A 14295-nucleotide genomic window follows, 5' to 3' on the forward strand; every position below is an offset into this window, starting at 1 on the left:
AAATCCTTCTCCGGTCAGGCTTGAGTGCGGATGATGGACGACCGAGACAAGACGGACGGCCATGGCGACTCGGGGCAGCCGGATGTTTCCGACGCTGAGCTATCCGGCCGGTTGCGCGGGCTGGGCAGTGCGCTGGACAAGGTGCAGGCCGAGCGGCAAGCCGAAAAGAAGGCTTCCGCCGGTGCGGACAGGGCATCCTCTTCGGCCGGCATGGCGCTGGCGTTTCGGCTCGGTGCCGAATTCGTCGCGGGTGTGCTGGTCGGCGCCGGTCTGGGCTGGGCGATCGATCGTTTCCTCGGCGTCGCGCCGTGGGGAATGATTGTCTTCATTCTGCTCGGCTTCGGCGCGGGCATTGTGAACATGATGCGCGCGGCCGGAGAGTTCGGCCGCAAGGGTCCGCCGCAAGGTGGCGCCTGAGAGATCTCGGTGACGGCCTGTGCCGGGCGCCAAAGAACAAGACGGTGCCGCCTCGGCGGTGCTTGAGATGGGGGCGGGCGCCCATGGCGCCGCGTGTTGAGGGCAGCGACCGGCGATGGCCAGCGGCAACGTGATCGATCCGATCCATCAGTTCCAGATCCACAAGATCGTGGAATTGGGGCAGCCTGGCGGCGTCGAGCTCGCCTTTACCAATTCCGCCGCCTTCATGTTCGGCATCGTGGCGCTGGTGTTTTTCTTCCTCACCTTCGCCACCCGCGGCCGCACGCTGGTTCCCGGCCGGCTGCAGTCGATGGCGGAACTCTCCTATGAGTTCGTGGCCTCCACCGTGCGCGGCTCGGCCGGCAATGAGGGGATGAAGTTCTTCCCCCTCGTCTTCTCGCTCTTCATCTTCGTGCTGACCGCCAACATGGTCGGTATGATCCCCTATGCCTTCACCGTCACCAGCCATCTGATCGTCACCGCCGCCCTCGCGCTGCTCGTCATCCTGACGGTCATCATCTACGGCTTCGTACGTCACGGCACTCATTTCCTGCATCTCTTCGTGCCGTCGGGCGTGCCGGCTTTCCTGCTGCCCTTCATGGTCGTGATCGAGGTCATTTCCTTCCTCTCCCGGCCTATCAGCCTTTCGCTGCGTCTCTTCGCCAACATGCTCGCCGGCCACATCGCGATGAAGGTGTTCGCCGGCTTCATCGTGATGATGACGGCCTCCGGCGTGGTCGGCTGGTTCGGCGCCGTGCTGCCGCTCTTCATGGTGGTGGCGCTGACGGCTCTCGAATTTCTGGTCGCCGCCCTGCAGGCCTATGTGTTCGCGGTGCTGACCTGCATCTATCTCAACGACGCGCTGCACCCCGGTCACTGAGCCGCGCGTCGCGGGACACCCATCCAGCCTTTCAACCAATCTGACTATTCCAACAGGAGAAGATCATGGAAGCGGAAGCCGCCAAGTTCCTCGGCGCCGGTCTCGCCACGCTCGGCATGGGTCTCGCCGCCATCGGCGTCGGCACCATTTTCGGCAATTTCCTCTCGGGCGCCCTTCGCAACCCGTCGGCGGCTGACGGCCAGTTCGCCCGCGCCTTCATCGGTGCGGCGCTCGCCGAAGGTCTGGGCATCTTCTCGCTCGTCGTCGCCCTCGTCCTCCTCTTCGTGGTCTGATGCTTCTCCCCCACCTGCGCGGGCCTCAGCGGGCTCCGCGCGGGCGGGACGAGACGTCATCAGCCCTGATCGAGGAAGTCTGAACCCATGTCCGAGCCCAACGGTCCGGCCGCTATCATTGTCGCCCAGGCGTCGCCCGGCACACAGCCGGCCGCGAGTGGTGTGGAGATTGCCGTGCCCGCAGCAGAAGCACACGGTAGCAACTTCCCTCCCTTCGACGTTCACACCTTTCCTTCGCAGCTCCTCTGGCTGGTGATTGCGTTTGCCGCGCTCTACCTGCTGATGAGCCGCATCGCCCTGCCGCGCATCGCCACGATTCTCGAAGAGCGGCATGACCGCATCGCCGACGATATCGAGGAAGCCGGCAAGCTGAAGGCGGAAAGCGAAGCGGCGGCCGAAGCCTATGAGAAGGCGCTGGCCAGCGCCCGCAACAAGGCCCATGGCATTGCCACGGAGACCCGCGACAGGTTGGCGGCCGATGCCGAAGCGCGCCGCAAGGCGCTGGAAGCCGAGCTGAACGTCAAGCTCGCCGCCGCCGAAGTGCAGATCGCCGCCACCAAGACCTCGGCTATGGCCAATGTCCGCGGCATCGCGGTCGACGCGGCCGGCGCCATCGTCAACACGCTGATCGGCACCACGCCCGCGCCGAGCGCGGTCGAGGAGGCGGTCGACACCGCCATAAAGGGCTGAGGAGCGCACCATGGGTAGCGATACTTTCTGGGTCGCCGTCGCCTTCGTCATCTTCTTCCTCCTGCTCGCCCGGGCGGGTGCCTTCTCCGGCATAGCCGCCAAGCTCGATTCCCGCGGCGATCGCATTCGCCACGAACTCGAAGAGGCGCGCCGGCTGAAGGAAGAGGCGCAGAAGCTCGTCGCCGAGTATAAGCGGCGCCAGCGCGAGGCCGAGGAAGAAGCCGAGGCGATCGTCACCACGGCCAAGGCCGAGGCCGAGCGTCTCGCTTCCGAGGCCAAGCAGAAGCTCGAAGATCTGATCCTTCGCCGCACCAAGATGGCGGAGCAGAAGATCGCTCAGGCCGAGGCGCAGGCGCTTGCCGAAGTGAAGGCCGCCGCCGCCGACGCGGCGGTTAAGGCTTCGGAAATCCTGCTGGCCGCGCAGCTCACTGGCCGCGACGCCGACCGGGTTCTCGACGCTGCGGTGGCCGAGGTGAAGTCGAAGCTCAACTAGGCTTTCGAGGCTGTTGAATAGGGAAAGCCCGGTTTCGCGCCGGGCTTTTTCTTGTCGCGAGAATGGTGCTATGTTGCCACTGCGATTGGATGCTGGATTGAGCGATGGCCGATTTTTGGGTCTATGAGAACCGGACACATAGCTATGTCCGTGTCCATCGCCGGAACTGCTGCATGTGCAATAATGGGCGCGGCCTAAAGGCTAGCGCGCCGGATCCCAACGCACGCTGGCACGGCGTCGAGACCCGCGAAGAGGCGGCGCTTCTGGCGCGCCGACTCGGTCAGGCCGTGATCGCGCAATGCGCCACCTGCGGTGAATGATCGGCCTGGCGGGCGGCGCTGCCGCTGGGACTGCGCTGCCTCGCATGTCAGCTGCCCATAAAGGCGACGTCGCCCGTGGCGAGATCGTAAACGCCACCCGCTATTCGCACCTTGCCCTCCGACACGGCGCTGGAAACCAACGAGCGCTCCTTCGCCAGCCGCTCCATTGAATAGACGACGTTCTGCCGTATAGCGGCGGCCACGGGGTCGGCAGGAGCCGCGGCAAGGGCGGTACGGACCGGTACGCCTAGATGCTCGACCAGCGCCGGAAGATGACCGGGAAGGGTTTCGTGCTTCTGCTCGACGGCTACCGCGGCGGTGAGAGCTCCGCAGCTCGAGTGGCCGAGCACGACGATGACCGGCACGCCAAGATGCTCGACCGCATACTCCATGCTGGCGAGGCCCTCCTCATCGACGAAATTGCCGGCGACGCGGATGATGAACAGCCGGCCCGGCGCCTGGTCGAACACATATTCGGGGGCGACGCGCGAATCGGCGCAGGCGAGCACGATAGCGACCGGATGCTGGCCCTCGGCCAGTGCGGCGCGGTTGGCGAGGAAATCCGTACAGGTCTGCACGCCGCGCACATGGCGGGCATTGCCGGCCGCCAGATCCTTCATCACCTGATCGGGCGATGGTGCAGTCGAGGGGGTGATCGTGGCGGCAGCCTGGCCCGCCCAAGACAAGGCGCTGGCGGAGAGAGCGATGGAGGTTGCGCCCCACAGGAACGTTCGGCGCGAGAGGGGGGACCGGGTCCGACATTCTTGGCACATGGGATGGCGTCCTTGACGCCGGCCCTGCAGGACGCGGCGCGACTGAGGGTTGGCGCGGACGGCGGTGCCGATCCCAACTCGTCAGGTCACGCCGCCGTAGCGGCCAAGATGCGCGGCGAGGCTTCCCCTAGGCTGACTTCCGCGCAGAGTGGCGACTCAGCTGGTCCACCGCCGGGGGCGGTAGAAAGTGTGCTCGCCAATGCGATCAAGCTTGCGCATCTCGCGGATCCAGTTCGGCCGCACCGAGCGCGCATGGTAGTGCGTGGCGCGCCCCACCTTCTCGTCCCAGACTCGGCCTTCCAGCATGTCGCTGGCGATTTCTTTCGCCTGATCCCACAGCGCCGGCTCGGTGACCACGTCGCGGACATTGTCGCAGGCGAAGGTGAACTGACAGGCGAAACGACGATGGGCGTTCTGGTAGACGGCCCGGCAGATGTCGGCGGGATAATAGCCGGAGAAGACGCGGTTCATCACCACCTGCGCCACCGCCACCTGGCCACGATAGGGCTCGCCCCGACTCTCAAAATAGACCGCTTCGGCCAGACATTTCTCCGCCCGCACCCGGCGTTTGCCAGCGAGACCGAGCCGTTCGGCCGGCGTCGGTCCGAGCATGTTACGCGCGAGCTTGTCCTCCGCTTTCTGCGCCTCGGTGGTGCCGGCGTCGCCGCCGGGCAGCGCGGTCATGTGCAGGAAGGGCTGCGGCGGCAGGGCATTCTCCGTGAGGCCGAAGATGAAGGCTCTCTGGCGGTAAAGCGGCAGCGCCGGGTCGGCCTCATCGGCCGAAGATGAAACCGGCGCAGGGCCGTCGAGCGCAGCGGCGACCGCACCATCAGAGGGCAGCGACACTGTTCCTTCGTCCACGGCGCCGAGGAGCGCGGCGTGCTGTTCCAGCTGGGCGGGATCGCCCGTGGGGTCGCCGGCCGGTACGGCGTAGAATTCCTCGTCATCGGACGACGCCAGCGGGCCGGCGTCATCGGCGTCGAGTGGATCGGTGCCGGTGCCGGCAAATCCGGCTGGCTCTGTGCCGATGCTGGTGCCGGTAGCGGTGAAGCCGGCGCCTTCGGAGGGCGTTGCGGTGCCGGCCCCGGCGAGGCTCGCCGGCGTGGCCACGCCGGAGACCGCGAGCGGATCGACATCGAGCGGCGCCATTGGCGTGAGCGCCAGCCGGTCGGCTTTGCGGGCCCGGTTGATGTCGATGGCAAGTGCCGCCTGCGGCGGGGAAGCGATCTCGGTAGGGGCCAGCAGGGCGGAGCGGCTCGGCCAGGCGAAGGTGGAGGCCTTCAGCAGCCGCACGGGCTCGCCGAGGACCGAAATGCGGGCGCGTTCGGCAACGCCGGGCTGGTGAGTTAGTCGGCTCAATATATCCTGACGGCCGATGCTCGTCGCGCCGACGACGAAGAGGGCCAGCGCGCACGCACCGGTAACCCCCATCCTGTGAACGCGCGCTGAGAACCGCATGTCCGCCCGCCGCCTTAACGCCACTCGACCCGTCGGAAGCCTCCGCGTGCCCGCTTTGCCACAGGCAAGGGCGGGTGCGTCCGGCGTCTCAGTTGTCGCGCATTAACCTTGCCCGACCGTTAATGACGCTTTGGGAAACGCAGGCGTGTGGCGGTCAGCTGTGGCGGGGGGCGGCCGCGCGGCGCAGGCGGTCGGCGATCGCCTCCCCGAGTCCATGGCCGGGCAGAGGCACCACCGCGATGCCGCGTGCGCCTACACGGTCGAGATCGCGCAGGAAGGCGAAGAGGTTGGCCGCCGCCTCCACCAGGTCTCCGGCCGGGCTGAGATCGCGCACCACGGCCGCCCTTTCGCTACCCGCGGGGCGGGCGCCGGCGAACGTGAGCACGGCTTCGCCCGGCAGCACCTCCTGCGCGTCCAGCCGCACCGGCACGGAAGGGGCATAATGCGAGGCCAGCATGCCGGGGGCGAGCGGCGCGTCGTCATGGGCCGCAGCCTCGGCAGCACGGTCGGCGAGGGGGCTGCCGAGCGCCGCTTCAATCGCCTCGCGCGGCAGGCCGCCGGGCCGCAGCATCACAGGGCTCTCGCCGGTGCAGTCGAGAATGGTGGATTCGACCCCGACCGAGCAGGGGCCGGCGTCAAGAATCAGATCGATACGTCCGTCGAGATCGGCATAAACATGTGCCGCCGTGGTGGGAGACACATGGCCGGAGCGGTTGGCGCTGGGGGCGGCGATGGGGCGGCCGGCGGCCGCCAGCACCGCCTGCGCGACCGGGTGTGCCGGCACCCGCAGGGCGATGCTGGCGAGGCCGGCGCGTGCAAGGGCGCAGGTGGCCTCCTCCAGCGCCGGCACGACCAGAGTCAGCGGGCCCGGCCAAAAATGGCGGGCAAGCGTATCCGCTGCGGGGGTAAGGAGCCCGACCTGCCCCGCCGCCGCGAGGTCCGGCACATGGGCGATCAGCGGGTTGAATCTCGGCCGCCCTTTGGCGGCATAGAGGCTTGCAACAGCGCGGGGATCGGTCGCGTCGCAGGCGAGGCCGTAAACGGTCTCCGTCGGCAGTGCCACCAGCCCGCCGGCGCGCAGCAGGCGCGCGGCCTCGGCGATGCCGGCGGCGTCCGCCGGGATGACGCGTGTCATGCGCACGGTCATCTCCGTTTCGTCGCTGCTATTCTCGTCCACCGCTTGCATCTCCCGCTCAGGCGCGCTCCGATAGGACGTCACGCCGGGCCGGTCAACGGCGGGTCCGGTTCGCTCCCGCGCGCTGGGTCTGCCCGGAATCCGCAGGTGCAAGGCTGGCCCCCCACGGCGCCGTGGCATATCGTCCACCAGCCGCCGGGCCTGAACAATGAACGGCCGGAACGACCAAGGACGCCAAAGGAACGCCATGACCACGCTGCTGATCGCCCACGACGCCTGCCTTGACCATCTCACGCCCTCCGGTCATCCCGAGCGGCCGGATCGGGTGCGCGTGCTGAATCGGGTGTTCGAAGGCGAGCAGTTCGCCACGCTGGCGCGCGAGCAGGCGCCGGTGGCCGCGCGCGAGGACATTGTGCGGGTGCATCCCGAAGATTACGTCGCCGCGCTGGAAGAGGCGATGCCGGATGAAGGCATGGTGCGGATCGACGGCGACACGGTCATGTCGCCCGGCACCGGCGAGGCGATCTGGCGCGGCGTCGGCGGCGCGGTGCTCGGGGTCGACGAGGTTCTGTCCGGAAAGGTGGACAATGCCTTCGTCTCGATGCGACCGCCCGGCCACCACGCCGAGACGCGGACCCCGATGGGCTTCTGCCTGTTCAACAATGTCGCCATCGCTGCCCGCCATGCCCAGAAGGTGTACGGCATCGGCCGCGTCGCCATCGTTGATTTCGACGTGCATCACGGCAATGGCACGCAGGAGATCTTCTTCTCCGATCCGAGCGTGATGTATGCCTCCACCCACCAGATGCCGCTCTTTCCCGGCACCGGCGCGGTGGGCGAGCGCGGCACGACCGACAACATTGTCAACGCCCCGCTGCGCTCCGGCGACGATGGCGTGCATTTCCGCGAAGCCTTTGAGAGCCGCATCCTGCCGCGCCTGCAGGCCTTCGGTCCGGAACTGCTCATCATCTCCGCCGGCTTCGACGCGCATACGCGCGACCCGCTGGGCAACATCAACTTGCTGGAAGACGATTATACCTGGGTGACGAAGAAGCTGATGGACATTGCCGACAAGCATTGTGGCGGCAAGATTGTCTCGGTGCTGGAGGGCGGCTACGACCTCGAAGGTTTGGCGCGCTCCGCCTCTGCCCATGTCATGGCGCTCATGCGCGGCTAACCGCGAGGGGTGAGTGCGGCGCGTGCGCCCTGTATAAGGGGGCGACTCATCTCAAGGAGAACGCGATGACCGACGCGGCGGACGTGAACGCGCTAAGCTTTGAAAAGGCCCTCGCGGAACTGGAGACCATCGTCGCCAAGCTCGAGGGCGGCAATGTCCCGCTGGAGGAGTCGATCGCGCTCTATGCCCGCGGCGAGGCGCTGAAAGCCCGCTGCGATGCGCTGCTCAAGGACGCCGAAGCGCGGGTCGAGAAGATCACCCTCGGCGCCGATGGCCGCCCGACCGGCATCCAGCCGCTGGACGGTGAGTAAGCCGAACCCTCAGCGCGAGGCACCGCCCATGGCTGTGCGCCTGCGCGCCCACCATCTGCTCTGTGTGCTGAGCTTTGTCGGCAGGGGGTATACGCCCGCTTTCACCGCCAATTACCTGCGCGTTGTTGCCCGCCTGAATGCGGGCGAGCCGGCCGAGCTGGTGGAGGGGCCGGACGATATCTGCGCGCCGATGCTCAAGGAGCAGGGCTCCCATTGCCGCACTGAGAGCGTGGCGGAGCGTGATGCGCAGGCCCGCGCCGCACTCGCGCAACGGCTGGGCCTGGTGCTGGAACAGGGCGGACGGTTCGTCCTGACCGCCGAAAGGCTGTCGCAGATGCGCGCGGCCTATGCCGAAGGCGCGGTGCGAGCTGCCTGCACTGGCTGCGAGTGGGCGGCGTTCTGCACAGACATCGCCGGGCAGGGGTTTGCGGGAACGCGGCTTTCCGGCGTGCGGATCAGCCCGCCCGCCGGCTCTGGCAGTCCGGATTGAATACCCGCACGGATGAGGCCGGGTGGCGGGCCAGCGCCGCCGGCGGGCGTACCGGGCGGCGCACCAGCTCGCCCGCACAGTTCGGGCAGATGCCGCCCAGTACCGCCCCCGCGCAGTCTGCGCAGAAGGTGCATTCGAAGGTGCAGATCATCGCCTCGCGCGAGTCCGGCGCGAGATCGCGGTCGCAGCATTCGCAGCCCGGCCGAAGCTCCAGCATGGGCAGGTCCTTTCCTTCAGTAGACGCCTGGGATCAGCCGTGCCGTGCGGGCGCTGTAGGCACGGTATTCATCGCCGAACGTATCCAGCATCATCTTCTCTTCGCGGCCGATGCGGAAGGCGTAGAGGATGCCGAAGCCAATGAATCCCGCCGGGCCGGCGACCCAGTTCGGGATCAGGATCAACTGCGCCAGCGCCCACAGGAAGAAGGCGGAATACATGGGATGGCGCACATGCCGGTAGACGCCGCCGGTGACCAGCTTGTGCGTATCCTTGATCTCCAGCGTCACCGACCAGTTCTTGCCGAGGTCGCGATGGGTGCGGCGGAAAAGCCACAAGGCCAGCACGAAGGTCAGGGTGCCGAGCGCGAACTGGAGGGACGAATAGGGATAGTTGGCGAAATCGAACACCCGCGAGGTTGCCCACAGCAGCGGCACGATGCCGAGGCCGGCGGTGGAGCAGGAGAGCAGGATGAGCTCGCGCAGCCGATCGCGGGCGTCGACGACGCGCTCGCGCTTCACCTTGCGTTCGAAGGGCAGGCGGATGACGTACCAGCCGATACAGCCGGCGGCCCACACGATCTTGGCGGCGAGGAGAAGGTTCATGAAGCGTCCGTTGGTTCAGGCGATCAGGGAGCCATCCGCCGCGAAGCGGCCGACCGGGCCCTCCGGGCGTGAGGACAGGTCGGCGAAGGTAAGCGGGCCGAGGGCGAACATAAAATAGTCGTAGGGCGCCTTCTGCTCGTTCGCCAGCAGGAACTGGTAGTGCAGCCGCATGGCGTGCCAGCGCAGCCGCCTCAGCTTGGCGTGGGTGAGCATTTCCTTGATATTGGCGTTGCGCAGCAGGGGTTGGCTGGCTTCAGGCTGATCGAAGCTGGCGCGGCGCAGCGTCACCGGGTGGAATTTGTAGAAATTGATCGCGTCGTGCCGCGCCTGATATTCGACCCAGGCAAGCCCCGGGGTCTGCGCGACGCGGGCGGCCTGCCGGCGCACCTTGCCGCCTTTGGCATGCAGGGCGAGCTTGGGAATGGTAGCGCCGCAGGTGAGCAGGTTCACCCGCGTCCGCCCCTGCGCCAAGGCGGGTTCGCGGTCGAGGGCCCGGTCGATCACGCCGAGTATCAGCGTCGCCCCGAGGCTGTGTCCGACGAGGATGATCTCGTCCTGGTCGCCGGCGCGCACCGCCTCCACCAGAACCTCGGCGAAGCGGTCAAGCCGTGCATCGACTGCAGGCGTGGCATCGTGAAGGTAGTCGCGGGCAAGGTCCCAATCGTCGAGCGCCTGATGCAGGCGCCAGTCGCGTCCAGGCCGGCGGAAGAGGCTGAAGAAGGTGGCGATGCCGGCACCGAGCGCAGCGGCCCAAGCGAGCGGGGCCGGCAGGACAAGGCCGGCGCCCCACAGCACGAGCCCGCCCGCGGCGAGCCCGGCGGTGAGGAACAGCGCGGCGATGAGATAGGGAAAGAAGAAGAAGGCGCCGTAGCGGGGGCTCGCGCGGAAATAGCCGCGCGCCGCGCCGCCGCGCAGAAAATCCCAGAGCCCGCCGAAGCCGCGCCACAACCGCACCGGGTCGGACCGGGCGTCGAGCGTCTGGATGATGTCCTCCCAGCGCAGGATTCGGTAGTCGGTTCGGGTCGACCAATTGGGGCCGTTAGCGTCGACTTCCCAGCGGGCATAGGGCTGCGCGCCATTGTCGAGCCGGGGCGATACTATCACCTTGACCGACCACAGTGCGCCGAAGCGCTCGGCCTGATTGGCGAAGCGGCCGTGATGATAGTCCATCTCGGTCGGGTCATGACCGGGGAAGAACAGCATCAGCCGGCGAAAGGTCCGGCCCGCCTGCGGGGCGGCGCCGGGCGCCACGACGGCCCCATGGGCGGGGACATCGGGCGCGGCGCCCCCAGCGGCGGCGTCCGGTCCGTCATCCCTGTCCGTCGTGGCGGTGACTCGTGCTTCCATGCCGCTTTTCTAGAGTAAGCCGGGGTGTGAGGCCAATGTCGTCTGGGTGTGTCCGTCCTGTCTCCACATGCGGTTGGGCGGTTGGCCGGCCTTTGCGGTCGCGCGGGCGTGCGTTGCGCCCCTCGCTATCCTTGTGTATGCCGTTGAACTTCGCTCGGCGGCGCGCGCGCCTGTGCGCGCCTCGGCGGATGTGTTTTCGGAGCCGTTCTTGACCCGTCCCTCCACGCCGCTACTCGACACGATCCGCGAGCCGGCCGATTTGCGCCGCCTGCCGGAGGACCAGCTGCCGCAGATCGCGGCGGAACTGCGCGAGGAGATGATCGACGCGGTTTCCGTGACCGGCGGTCACCTCGGCGCCGGGCTTGGCGTGGTCGAGCTGACCGTGGCGCTGCATCACGTCTTCGACACGCCCAATGATCGGCTGATCTGGGATGTCGGGCACCAGTGTTACCCGCACAAGATTCTGACCGGACGACGCGAGCGCATGCGCACGCTGCGCCAGGGCGGGGGGCTCTCGGGCTTCACTAACCGTGCTGAGAGCGTCTACGACCCGTTCGGTGCCGGCCATTCCTCCACCTCGATCTCCGCCGGGCTCGGCATGGCGGTGGCGCGCGATCTCGCGGGCGATGCCCGCAACGTGGTCTGCGTCATCGGCGACGGCGCGATGTCGGCCGGTATGGCCTATGAGGCAATGAACAACGCCGGGGCGATGGATTCGCGCCTCATTGTCATTCTCAACGACAATGACATGTCGATCGCCCCGCCCGTTGGCGCGATGTCGGCCTATTTGGCGCGGCTTCTCTCCGGTCGCACCTACCGCTCGCTGCGCGAGACCGCGAAGCAGCTCGCCGGCAGCCTGCCGAAGTTCTTCGGTCGCCAGGCGGCGCGGGCGGAGGAGTTCGCGCGCGGGTTCTGGACCGGCGGTACGCTGTTTGAGGAACTGGGGTTCTATTATGTCGGGCCGATCGATGGGCATAATCTGAGCCATCTCCTCCCCATTCTGCGCAATGTGCGCGACGCCGAGACCGGCCCGGTGCTGGTCCACGTCGTGACCCAGAAGGGCAAGGGCTACCCGCCCGCCGAAGCCTCCGCCGACAAATATCACGGCGTCCAGCGCTTCGATGTCGCCACCGGGGCGCAGAAGAAGGCGGCGTCCAATGCGCCGAGCTACACCCGCGTTTTCGCCGACAGCCTGATCGAGGAGGCCCGGCACGACGACAAGATCGTCGCCATCAACGCCGCCATGCCGGCCGGCACCGGGCTCGACCTGTTCGGCGAGGCCTTTCCCGGGCGCACGTTCGATGTCGGCATCGCCGAGCAGCATGCCGTGACCTTCGCCGCCGGGCTGGCGACCGAGGGCTACAAGCCGTTCTGCGCGATCTATTCGACCTTCCTTCAGCGCGCCTACGACCAGATCGTCCATGACGTGGCAATCCAGCGCCTGCCGGTGCGCTTCGCCATCGACCGCGCCGGCCTCGTCGGGGCGGATGGAGCGACCCATGTCGGCGCCTTCGATGTGCCGATGCTCGCCACTCTGCCCGGCATGGTGGTGATGGCGGCCGCCGACGAGGCGGAACTCGTCCACATGGTCGCCACCGCCGCGGCCTTCGACGAGGGGCCGATCGCCTTCCGCTATCCCCGAGGCGAGGGCGTGGGCGTGGAACGCCCGGCCCGCGGTACGCCGCTGGAGATCGGGCGCGGGCGGGTCGTCCGCGAGGGCTCGAAGATCGCCCTTTTGTCGCTCGGCACCCGGCTCGCCGCTTGCCTCGGCGCCGCCGACCAGCTCGCCGGCTTTGGCCTGTCGACCACGGTGGCCGATGCGCGCTTCGCCAAGCCGGTCGACCGCGATCTGGTGCTGCGTCTGGCCCGCGAGCATGAAGTGCTCGTCGTGGTTGAGGAGGGCGCCGTCGGCGGCTTTGGCAGCCATGTCCTGACCTTGCTGGCCGAAGCCGGCGCGCTCGACCGGGGACTGAAGGTGCGCACGCTCGCCTTGCCGGACCGCTTCATCGAGCAGGATTCCCCGGCCAGCCAGATGCATGAGGCTGGCCTCGATGCGGAAGGAATCGTGCGCGGTGTCTTCAATGCTCTGGGCCGCGAGGAAGAAGCCGCGCTCGCGCTGCTGCGCGGCTGATCCGGCCGCGCGCCCGGCATGGTGTCGCCCCCTTCCTCTCCCGCCGGCCGGGACCGCGCCGACCGCGTGCTGGTGGCGCGAGGCTTCTTCGACAGCCGCGCCCGCGCTCAGGCGGCCATTGCCGCCGGGCTCGTCACCGCCTCCGGCAAGCCGGTCGCCAAGGCTTCGGAAACCATCGCCGCCGACGCCGCGATTGAGGCGCGCGAAGCCTATGAATGGGTGTCGCGGGCGGGATTGAAGCTGGAGGCGGCGCTGGACGCGGCGGGGCTTTCCGTCGAGGGCGTGGAGGCGCTTGATGTTGGCGCCTCAACCGGCGGCTTCACGCAGGTGCTGCTGGCGCGCGGAGCGGCGCGTGTGCATGCGGTGGATGTTGGCCACGGGCAATTGCACGCGCGACTACGGGACGAGCCCCGCGTGGTGTCGCTGGAAGGCACCGACATACGTGGCCTCTCTCCCGGCGCGGTGCCGTCCGCAGGGATGATCACCATCGACGTGTCGTTCATCTCGCTGCAGCAGGTGCTGCCGGCGGTGCTTCGGCATGCGGCGCCGGCAGCGCGCCTGGTCGTGCTGGTGAAGCCGCAATTCGAGGTGGGACGCGACAAGCTCTCGAAGGGCGGGATCGTGAGAGATGCTGGTGCCCGCGGCGAGGCGGTCGAGCGGGTCGTCGCACTGTTGCAGGATCACGGCTGGCAGGTGGTGCACCGTCTGCCATCGCCCATTCTCGGTGGCGACGGCAATGAGGAATATCTGCTCGTGGCGGCGCGGGCGGCGTGAAACCGTCCGCGCCTCTCCCCGGGGAGCGCTACCGCTCAGGCCCGGCGCGTCTGGCTGCCGCTGGCGACCAGCATCCCGGCAAGTTTCTCCGAGACATAGCCGAAGGCGGCGCCTACGATCATCGACAGCACGATTGTCACCAGCGGGTTGGCGAGGCCGGCGGCCGTGAGGTTGGCAAGCCCGTCGGTGGTGAGCAGCGCGTAGCCTGCGGTCGCCGCGAAGCCATAGACCATCGCTGGAATGGCGGCGAAGGCCGGGAGGTGGCCGAGCAGGATCATCACCAGCACGCCGACGCCGACGCAGAGGCCGGCCCAGACGGGCAGGCCGAGCGTCTCGCCAAACCCGCCCCGGCTGACGGCCAGAAGCGTCAGCCAGGCCATGACGGCGCCGGCGATGTTCGCCAGCACCGTTGCCTTAAGACCGGCCTCCTTGCCACCGCAATGGAAGTAGCAGGCCCAGGCGATGAAGGCGGCCCAGATTTGCAGACCCCCGGCCAGCGGGCCGAGAAACAGCCAGGTGGCGATGCCCCCAAGGACGCCGACACTGATGGCCAGAGCTGAAACAAGCGACATGCGTTTCCCCTTTTTTCTGGATTTGGATACTTATTATTATGTGCAGATGCTAAGTAGAAACGGACGACCATCTGGTACGATGGAGTCGACCTCTACCAAAATACATGAGTCTCTTTGAATAAGAATGGACCGCGAACGTTTTTGTGCGCTTTTGTCGCATGCCAATAGTTTCAATACATTATAACCCATAACGCATGATGGAGTTGCGCCGCG

General features: G+C 67.6%; 17 protein-coding genes. 10 read left to right on the forward strand and 7 right to left on the reverse strand.

All coding sequences use genetic code 11. The annotated features are described in order from the left end of the window. Nucleotides 1–30 precede the first annotated feature (30 nt). The 5 genes from J2S75_RS06575 (at nucleotide 31) to J2S75_RS06595 (ending at nucleotide 2773) form a co-directional block, all read left to right on the forward strand. Nucleotides 31–417 (forward strand): AtpZ/AtpI family protein, encoded by a 387-nt coding sequence (locus tag J2S75_RS06575; RefSeq protein ID WP_307019002.1) that lies wholly within the window; start codon nucleotides 31–33, stop codon nucleotides 415–417. Between the two features lie 130 nt (nucleotides 418–547). Further along, nucleotides 548–1297, forward strand: coding sequence for a F0F1 ATP synthase subunit A (locus J2S75_RS06580; protein ID WP_244450779.1), 750 nt, complete (start codon nucleotides 548–550; stop codon nucleotides 1295–1297). A gap of 65 nt (nucleotides 1298–1362) precedes the next feature. Continuing rightward, nucleotides 1363–1590 (forward strand): F0F1 ATP synthase subunit C, encoded by a 228-nt coding sequence (locus J2S75_RS06585; protein WP_131833791.1) that lies wholly within the window; start codon nucleotides 1363–1365, stop codon nucleotides 1588–1590. Nucleotides 1591–1677: 87 nt separating this feature from the next. Continuing rightward, a complete protein-coding gene (locus J2S75_RS06590; protein WP_307019003.1) occupies nucleotides 1678–2280 on the forward strand; it encodes a F0F1 ATP synthase subunit B in 603 nt (200 codons plus the stop codon). 10 nt (nucleotides 2281–2290) lie between these two features. Then, on the forward strand, nucleotides 2291–2773 hold the full coding sequence (locus tag J2S75_RS06595; RefSeq protein WP_307019004.1) for a F0F1 ATP synthase subunit B family protein: 483 nt from the start codon (nucleotides 2291–2293) through the stop codon (nucleotides 2771–2773). 367 nt (nucleotides 2774–3140) lie between these two features. Here J2S75_RS06595 and J2S75_RS06600 read toward each other — a convergent pair whose 3' ends face one another. From J2S75_RS06600 to J2S75_RS06610, 3 genes are all read right to left on the reverse strand, one after another. After that, the gene (locus tag J2S75_RS06600) at nucleotides 3141–3713 is read right to left on the reverse strand and encodes a carbonic anhydrase (protein WP_307019005.1); all 573 of its coding nucleotides are present in this window, start codon (nucleotides 3711–3713) and stop codon (nucleotides 3141–3143) included. 309 nt (nucleotides 3714–4022) lie between these two features. Beyond that, on the reverse strand, nucleotides 4023–5297 hold the full coding sequence (locus J2S75_RS06605) for a cell wall hydrolase (protein WP_307019006.1): 1275 nt from the start codon (nucleotides 5295–5297) through the stop codon (nucleotides 4023–4025). A gap of 181 nt (nucleotides 5298–5478) precedes the next feature. Beyond that, a complete protein-coding gene (locus J2S75_RS06610; RefSeq protein ID WP_307019007.1) occupies nucleotides 5479–6459 on the reverse strand; it encodes an L-threonylcarbamoyladenylate synthase in 981 nt (326 codons plus the stop codon). A 247-nt stretch (nucleotides 6460–6706) separates the two neighbouring features. Between J2S75_RS06610 and J2S75_RS06615 the strand changes: the two genes are divergently transcribed. From J2S75_RS06615 to J2S75_RS06625, 3 genes are all read left to right on the forward strand, one after another. After that, entirely contained in the window at nucleotides 6707–7636 is a 930-nt protein-coding gene (locus tag J2S75_RS06615) for a histone deacetylase family protein (RefSeq protein ID WP_307019008.1), read from the forward strand. A 65-nt stretch (nucleotides 7637–7701) separates the two neighbouring features. Further along, nucleotides 7702–7947 (forward strand): exodeoxyribonuclease VII small subunit, encoded by a 246-nt coding sequence (locus J2S75_RS06620; RefSeq protein ID WP_307019009.1) that lies wholly within the window; start codon nucleotides 7702–7704, stop codon nucleotides 7945–7947. A 28-nt stretch (nucleotides 7948–7975) separates the two neighbouring features. Continuing rightward, complete coding sequence (locus J2S75_RS06625) at nucleotides 7976–8437, forward strand: DUF1284 domain-containing protein (protein ID WP_307019010.1); 462 nt, start codon at nucleotides 7976–7978, stop codon at nucleotides 8435–8437. Here the strand turns inward: J2S75_RS06625 and J2S75_RS06630 are convergent. Genes J2S75_RS06630 through J2S75_RS06640 form a run of 3 tightly spaced genes read right to left on the reverse strand, consistent with a single transcriptional unit; the run spans nucleotide 8403 to nucleotide 10605 of the window. Next, nucleotides 8403–8654 (reverse strand): DUF1272 domain-containing protein, encoded by a 252-nt coding sequence (locus J2S75_RS06630; RefSeq protein WP_307019011.1) that lies wholly within the window; start codon nucleotides 8652–8654, stop codon nucleotides 8403–8405. The two genes, J2S75_RS06625 and J2S75_RS06630, sit on opposite strands and share 35 nt — an antisense overlap. Nucleotides 8655–8670: 16 nt before the next feature. Next, nucleotides 8671–9258, reverse strand: a complete 588-nt coding sequence (locus tag J2S75_RS06635; RefSeq protein WP_307019012.1) for a protein-S-isoprenylcysteine O-methyltransferase — start codon at nucleotides 9256–9258, stop codon at nucleotides 8671–8673. A gap of 15 nt (nucleotides 9259–9273) precedes the next feature. Beyond that, the gene (locus J2S75_RS06640) at nucleotides 9274–10605 is read right to left on the reverse strand and encodes a hypothetical protein (RefSeq protein ID WP_307019013.1); all 1332 of its coding nucleotides are present in this window, start codon (nucleotides 10603–10605) and stop codon (nucleotides 9274–9276) included. Between the two features lie 208 nt (nucleotides 10606–10813). Between J2S75_RS06640 and dxs the strand changes: the two genes are divergently transcribed. Both dxs and J2S75_RS06650 read left to right on the forward strand, forming a co-directional pair. Further along, nucleotides 10814–12736: a 1-deoxy-D-xylulose-5-phosphate synthase gene (gene dxs / locus J2S75_RS06645; RefSeq protein ID WP_307019014.1), complete on the forward strand. Its 1923-nt coding sequence runs from the start codon at nucleotides 10814–10816 to the stop codon at nucleotides 12734–12736. 18 nt (nucleotides 12737–12754) lie between these two features. Then, nucleotides 12755–13510 carry a TlyA family RNA methyltransferase gene (locus J2S75_RS06650; RefSeq protein WP_307019015.1) on the forward strand — a complete coding sequence of 252 codons (756 nt, stop codon included), beginning with the start codon at nucleotides 12755–12757 and terminating at the stop codon, nucleotides 13508–13510. Nucleotides 13511–13545: 35 nt separating this feature from the next. On the opposite strand, the gene J2S75_RS06655 is transcribed toward J2S75_RS06650, so the two are convergent. Then, nucleotides 13546–14082, reverse strand: coding sequence for a DUF1097 domain-containing protein (locus J2S75_RS06655; RefSeq protein WP_307019016.1), 537 nt, complete (start codon nucleotides 14080–14082; stop codon nucleotides 13546–13548). Nucleotides 14083–14295 lie beyond the last annotated feature (213 nt).

Source organism: Ancylobacter polymorphus, assembly GCF_030813495.1.
GTDB lineage: Bacteria > Pseudomonadota > Alphaproteobacteria > Rhizobiales > Xanthobacteraceae > Ancylobacter > Ancylobacter polymorphus.

What these genes read in the sequence shown, in the direction of transcription:
- J2S75_RS06575 (WP_307019002.1), top strand. Translation starts at nt 31, where the DNA reads ATGATGGACGACCGAGACAAGACGGACGGCCATGGCGACTCGGGGCAG.
- J2S75_RS06585 (WP_131833791.1), top strand. Translation starts at nt 1,363, where the DNA reads ATGGAAGCGGAAGCCGCCAAGTTCCTCGGCGCCGGTCTCGCCACGCTC.
- J2S75_RS06590 (WP_307019003.1), top strand. Translation starts at nt 1,678, where the DNA reads ATGTCCGAGCCCAACGGTCCGGCCGCTATCATTGTCGCCCAGGCGTCG.
- J2S75_RS06595 (WP_307019004.1), top strand. Translation starts at nt 2,291, where the DNA reads ATGGGTAGCGATACTTTCTGGGTCGCCGTCGCCTTCGTCATCTTCTTC.
- J2S75_RS06600 (WP_307019005.1), bottom strand. Translation starts at nt 3,713, where the DNA reads ATGAAGGATCTGGCGGCCGGCAATGCCCGCCATGTGCGCGGCGTGCAG.
- J2S75_RS06605 (WP_307019006.1), bottom strand. Translation starts at nt 5,297, where the DNA reads ATGGGGGTTACCGGTGCGTGCGCGCTGGCCCTCTTCGTCGTCGGCGCG.
- J2S75_RS06610 (WP_307019007.1), bottom strand. Translation starts at nt 6,459, where the DNA reads ATGACACGCGTCATCCCGGCGGACGCCGCCGGCATCGCCGAGGCCGCG.
- J2S75_RS06615 (WP_307019008.1), top strand. Translation starts at nt 6,707, where the DNA reads ATGACCACGCTGCTGATCGCCCACGACGCCTGCCTTGACCATCTCACG.
- J2S75_RS06620 (WP_307019009.1), top strand. Translation starts at nt 7,702, where the DNA reads ATGACCGACGCGGCGGACGTGAACGCGCTAAGCTTTGAAAAGGCCCTC.
- J2S75_RS06625 (WP_307019010.1), top strand. Translation starts at nt 7,976, where the DNA reads ATGGCTGTGCGCCTGCGCGCCCACCATCTGCTCTGTGTGCTGAGCTTT.
- J2S75_RS06630 (WP_307019011.1), bottom strand. Translation starts at nt 8,654, where the DNA reads ATGCTGGAGCTTCGGCCGGGCTGCGAATGCTGCGACCGCGATCTCGCG.
- J2S75_RS06635 (WP_307019012.1), bottom strand. Translation starts at nt 9,258, where the DNA reads ATGAACCTTCTCCTCGCCGCCAAGATCGTGTGGGCCGCCGGCTGTATC.
- J2S75_RS06640 (WP_307019013.1), bottom strand. Translation starts at nt 10,605, where the DNA reads ATGGAAGCACGAGTCACCGCCACGACGGACAGGGATGACGGACCGGAC.
- J2S75_RS06650 (WP_307019015.1), top strand. Translation starts at nt 12,755, where the DNA reads ATGGTGTCGCCCCCTTCCTCTCCCGCCGGCCGGGACCGCGCCGACCGC.
- J2S75_RS06655 (WP_307019016.1), bottom strand. Translation starts at nt 14,082, where the DNA reads ATGTCGCTTGTTTCAGCTCTGGCCATCAGTGTCGGCGTCCTTGGGGGC.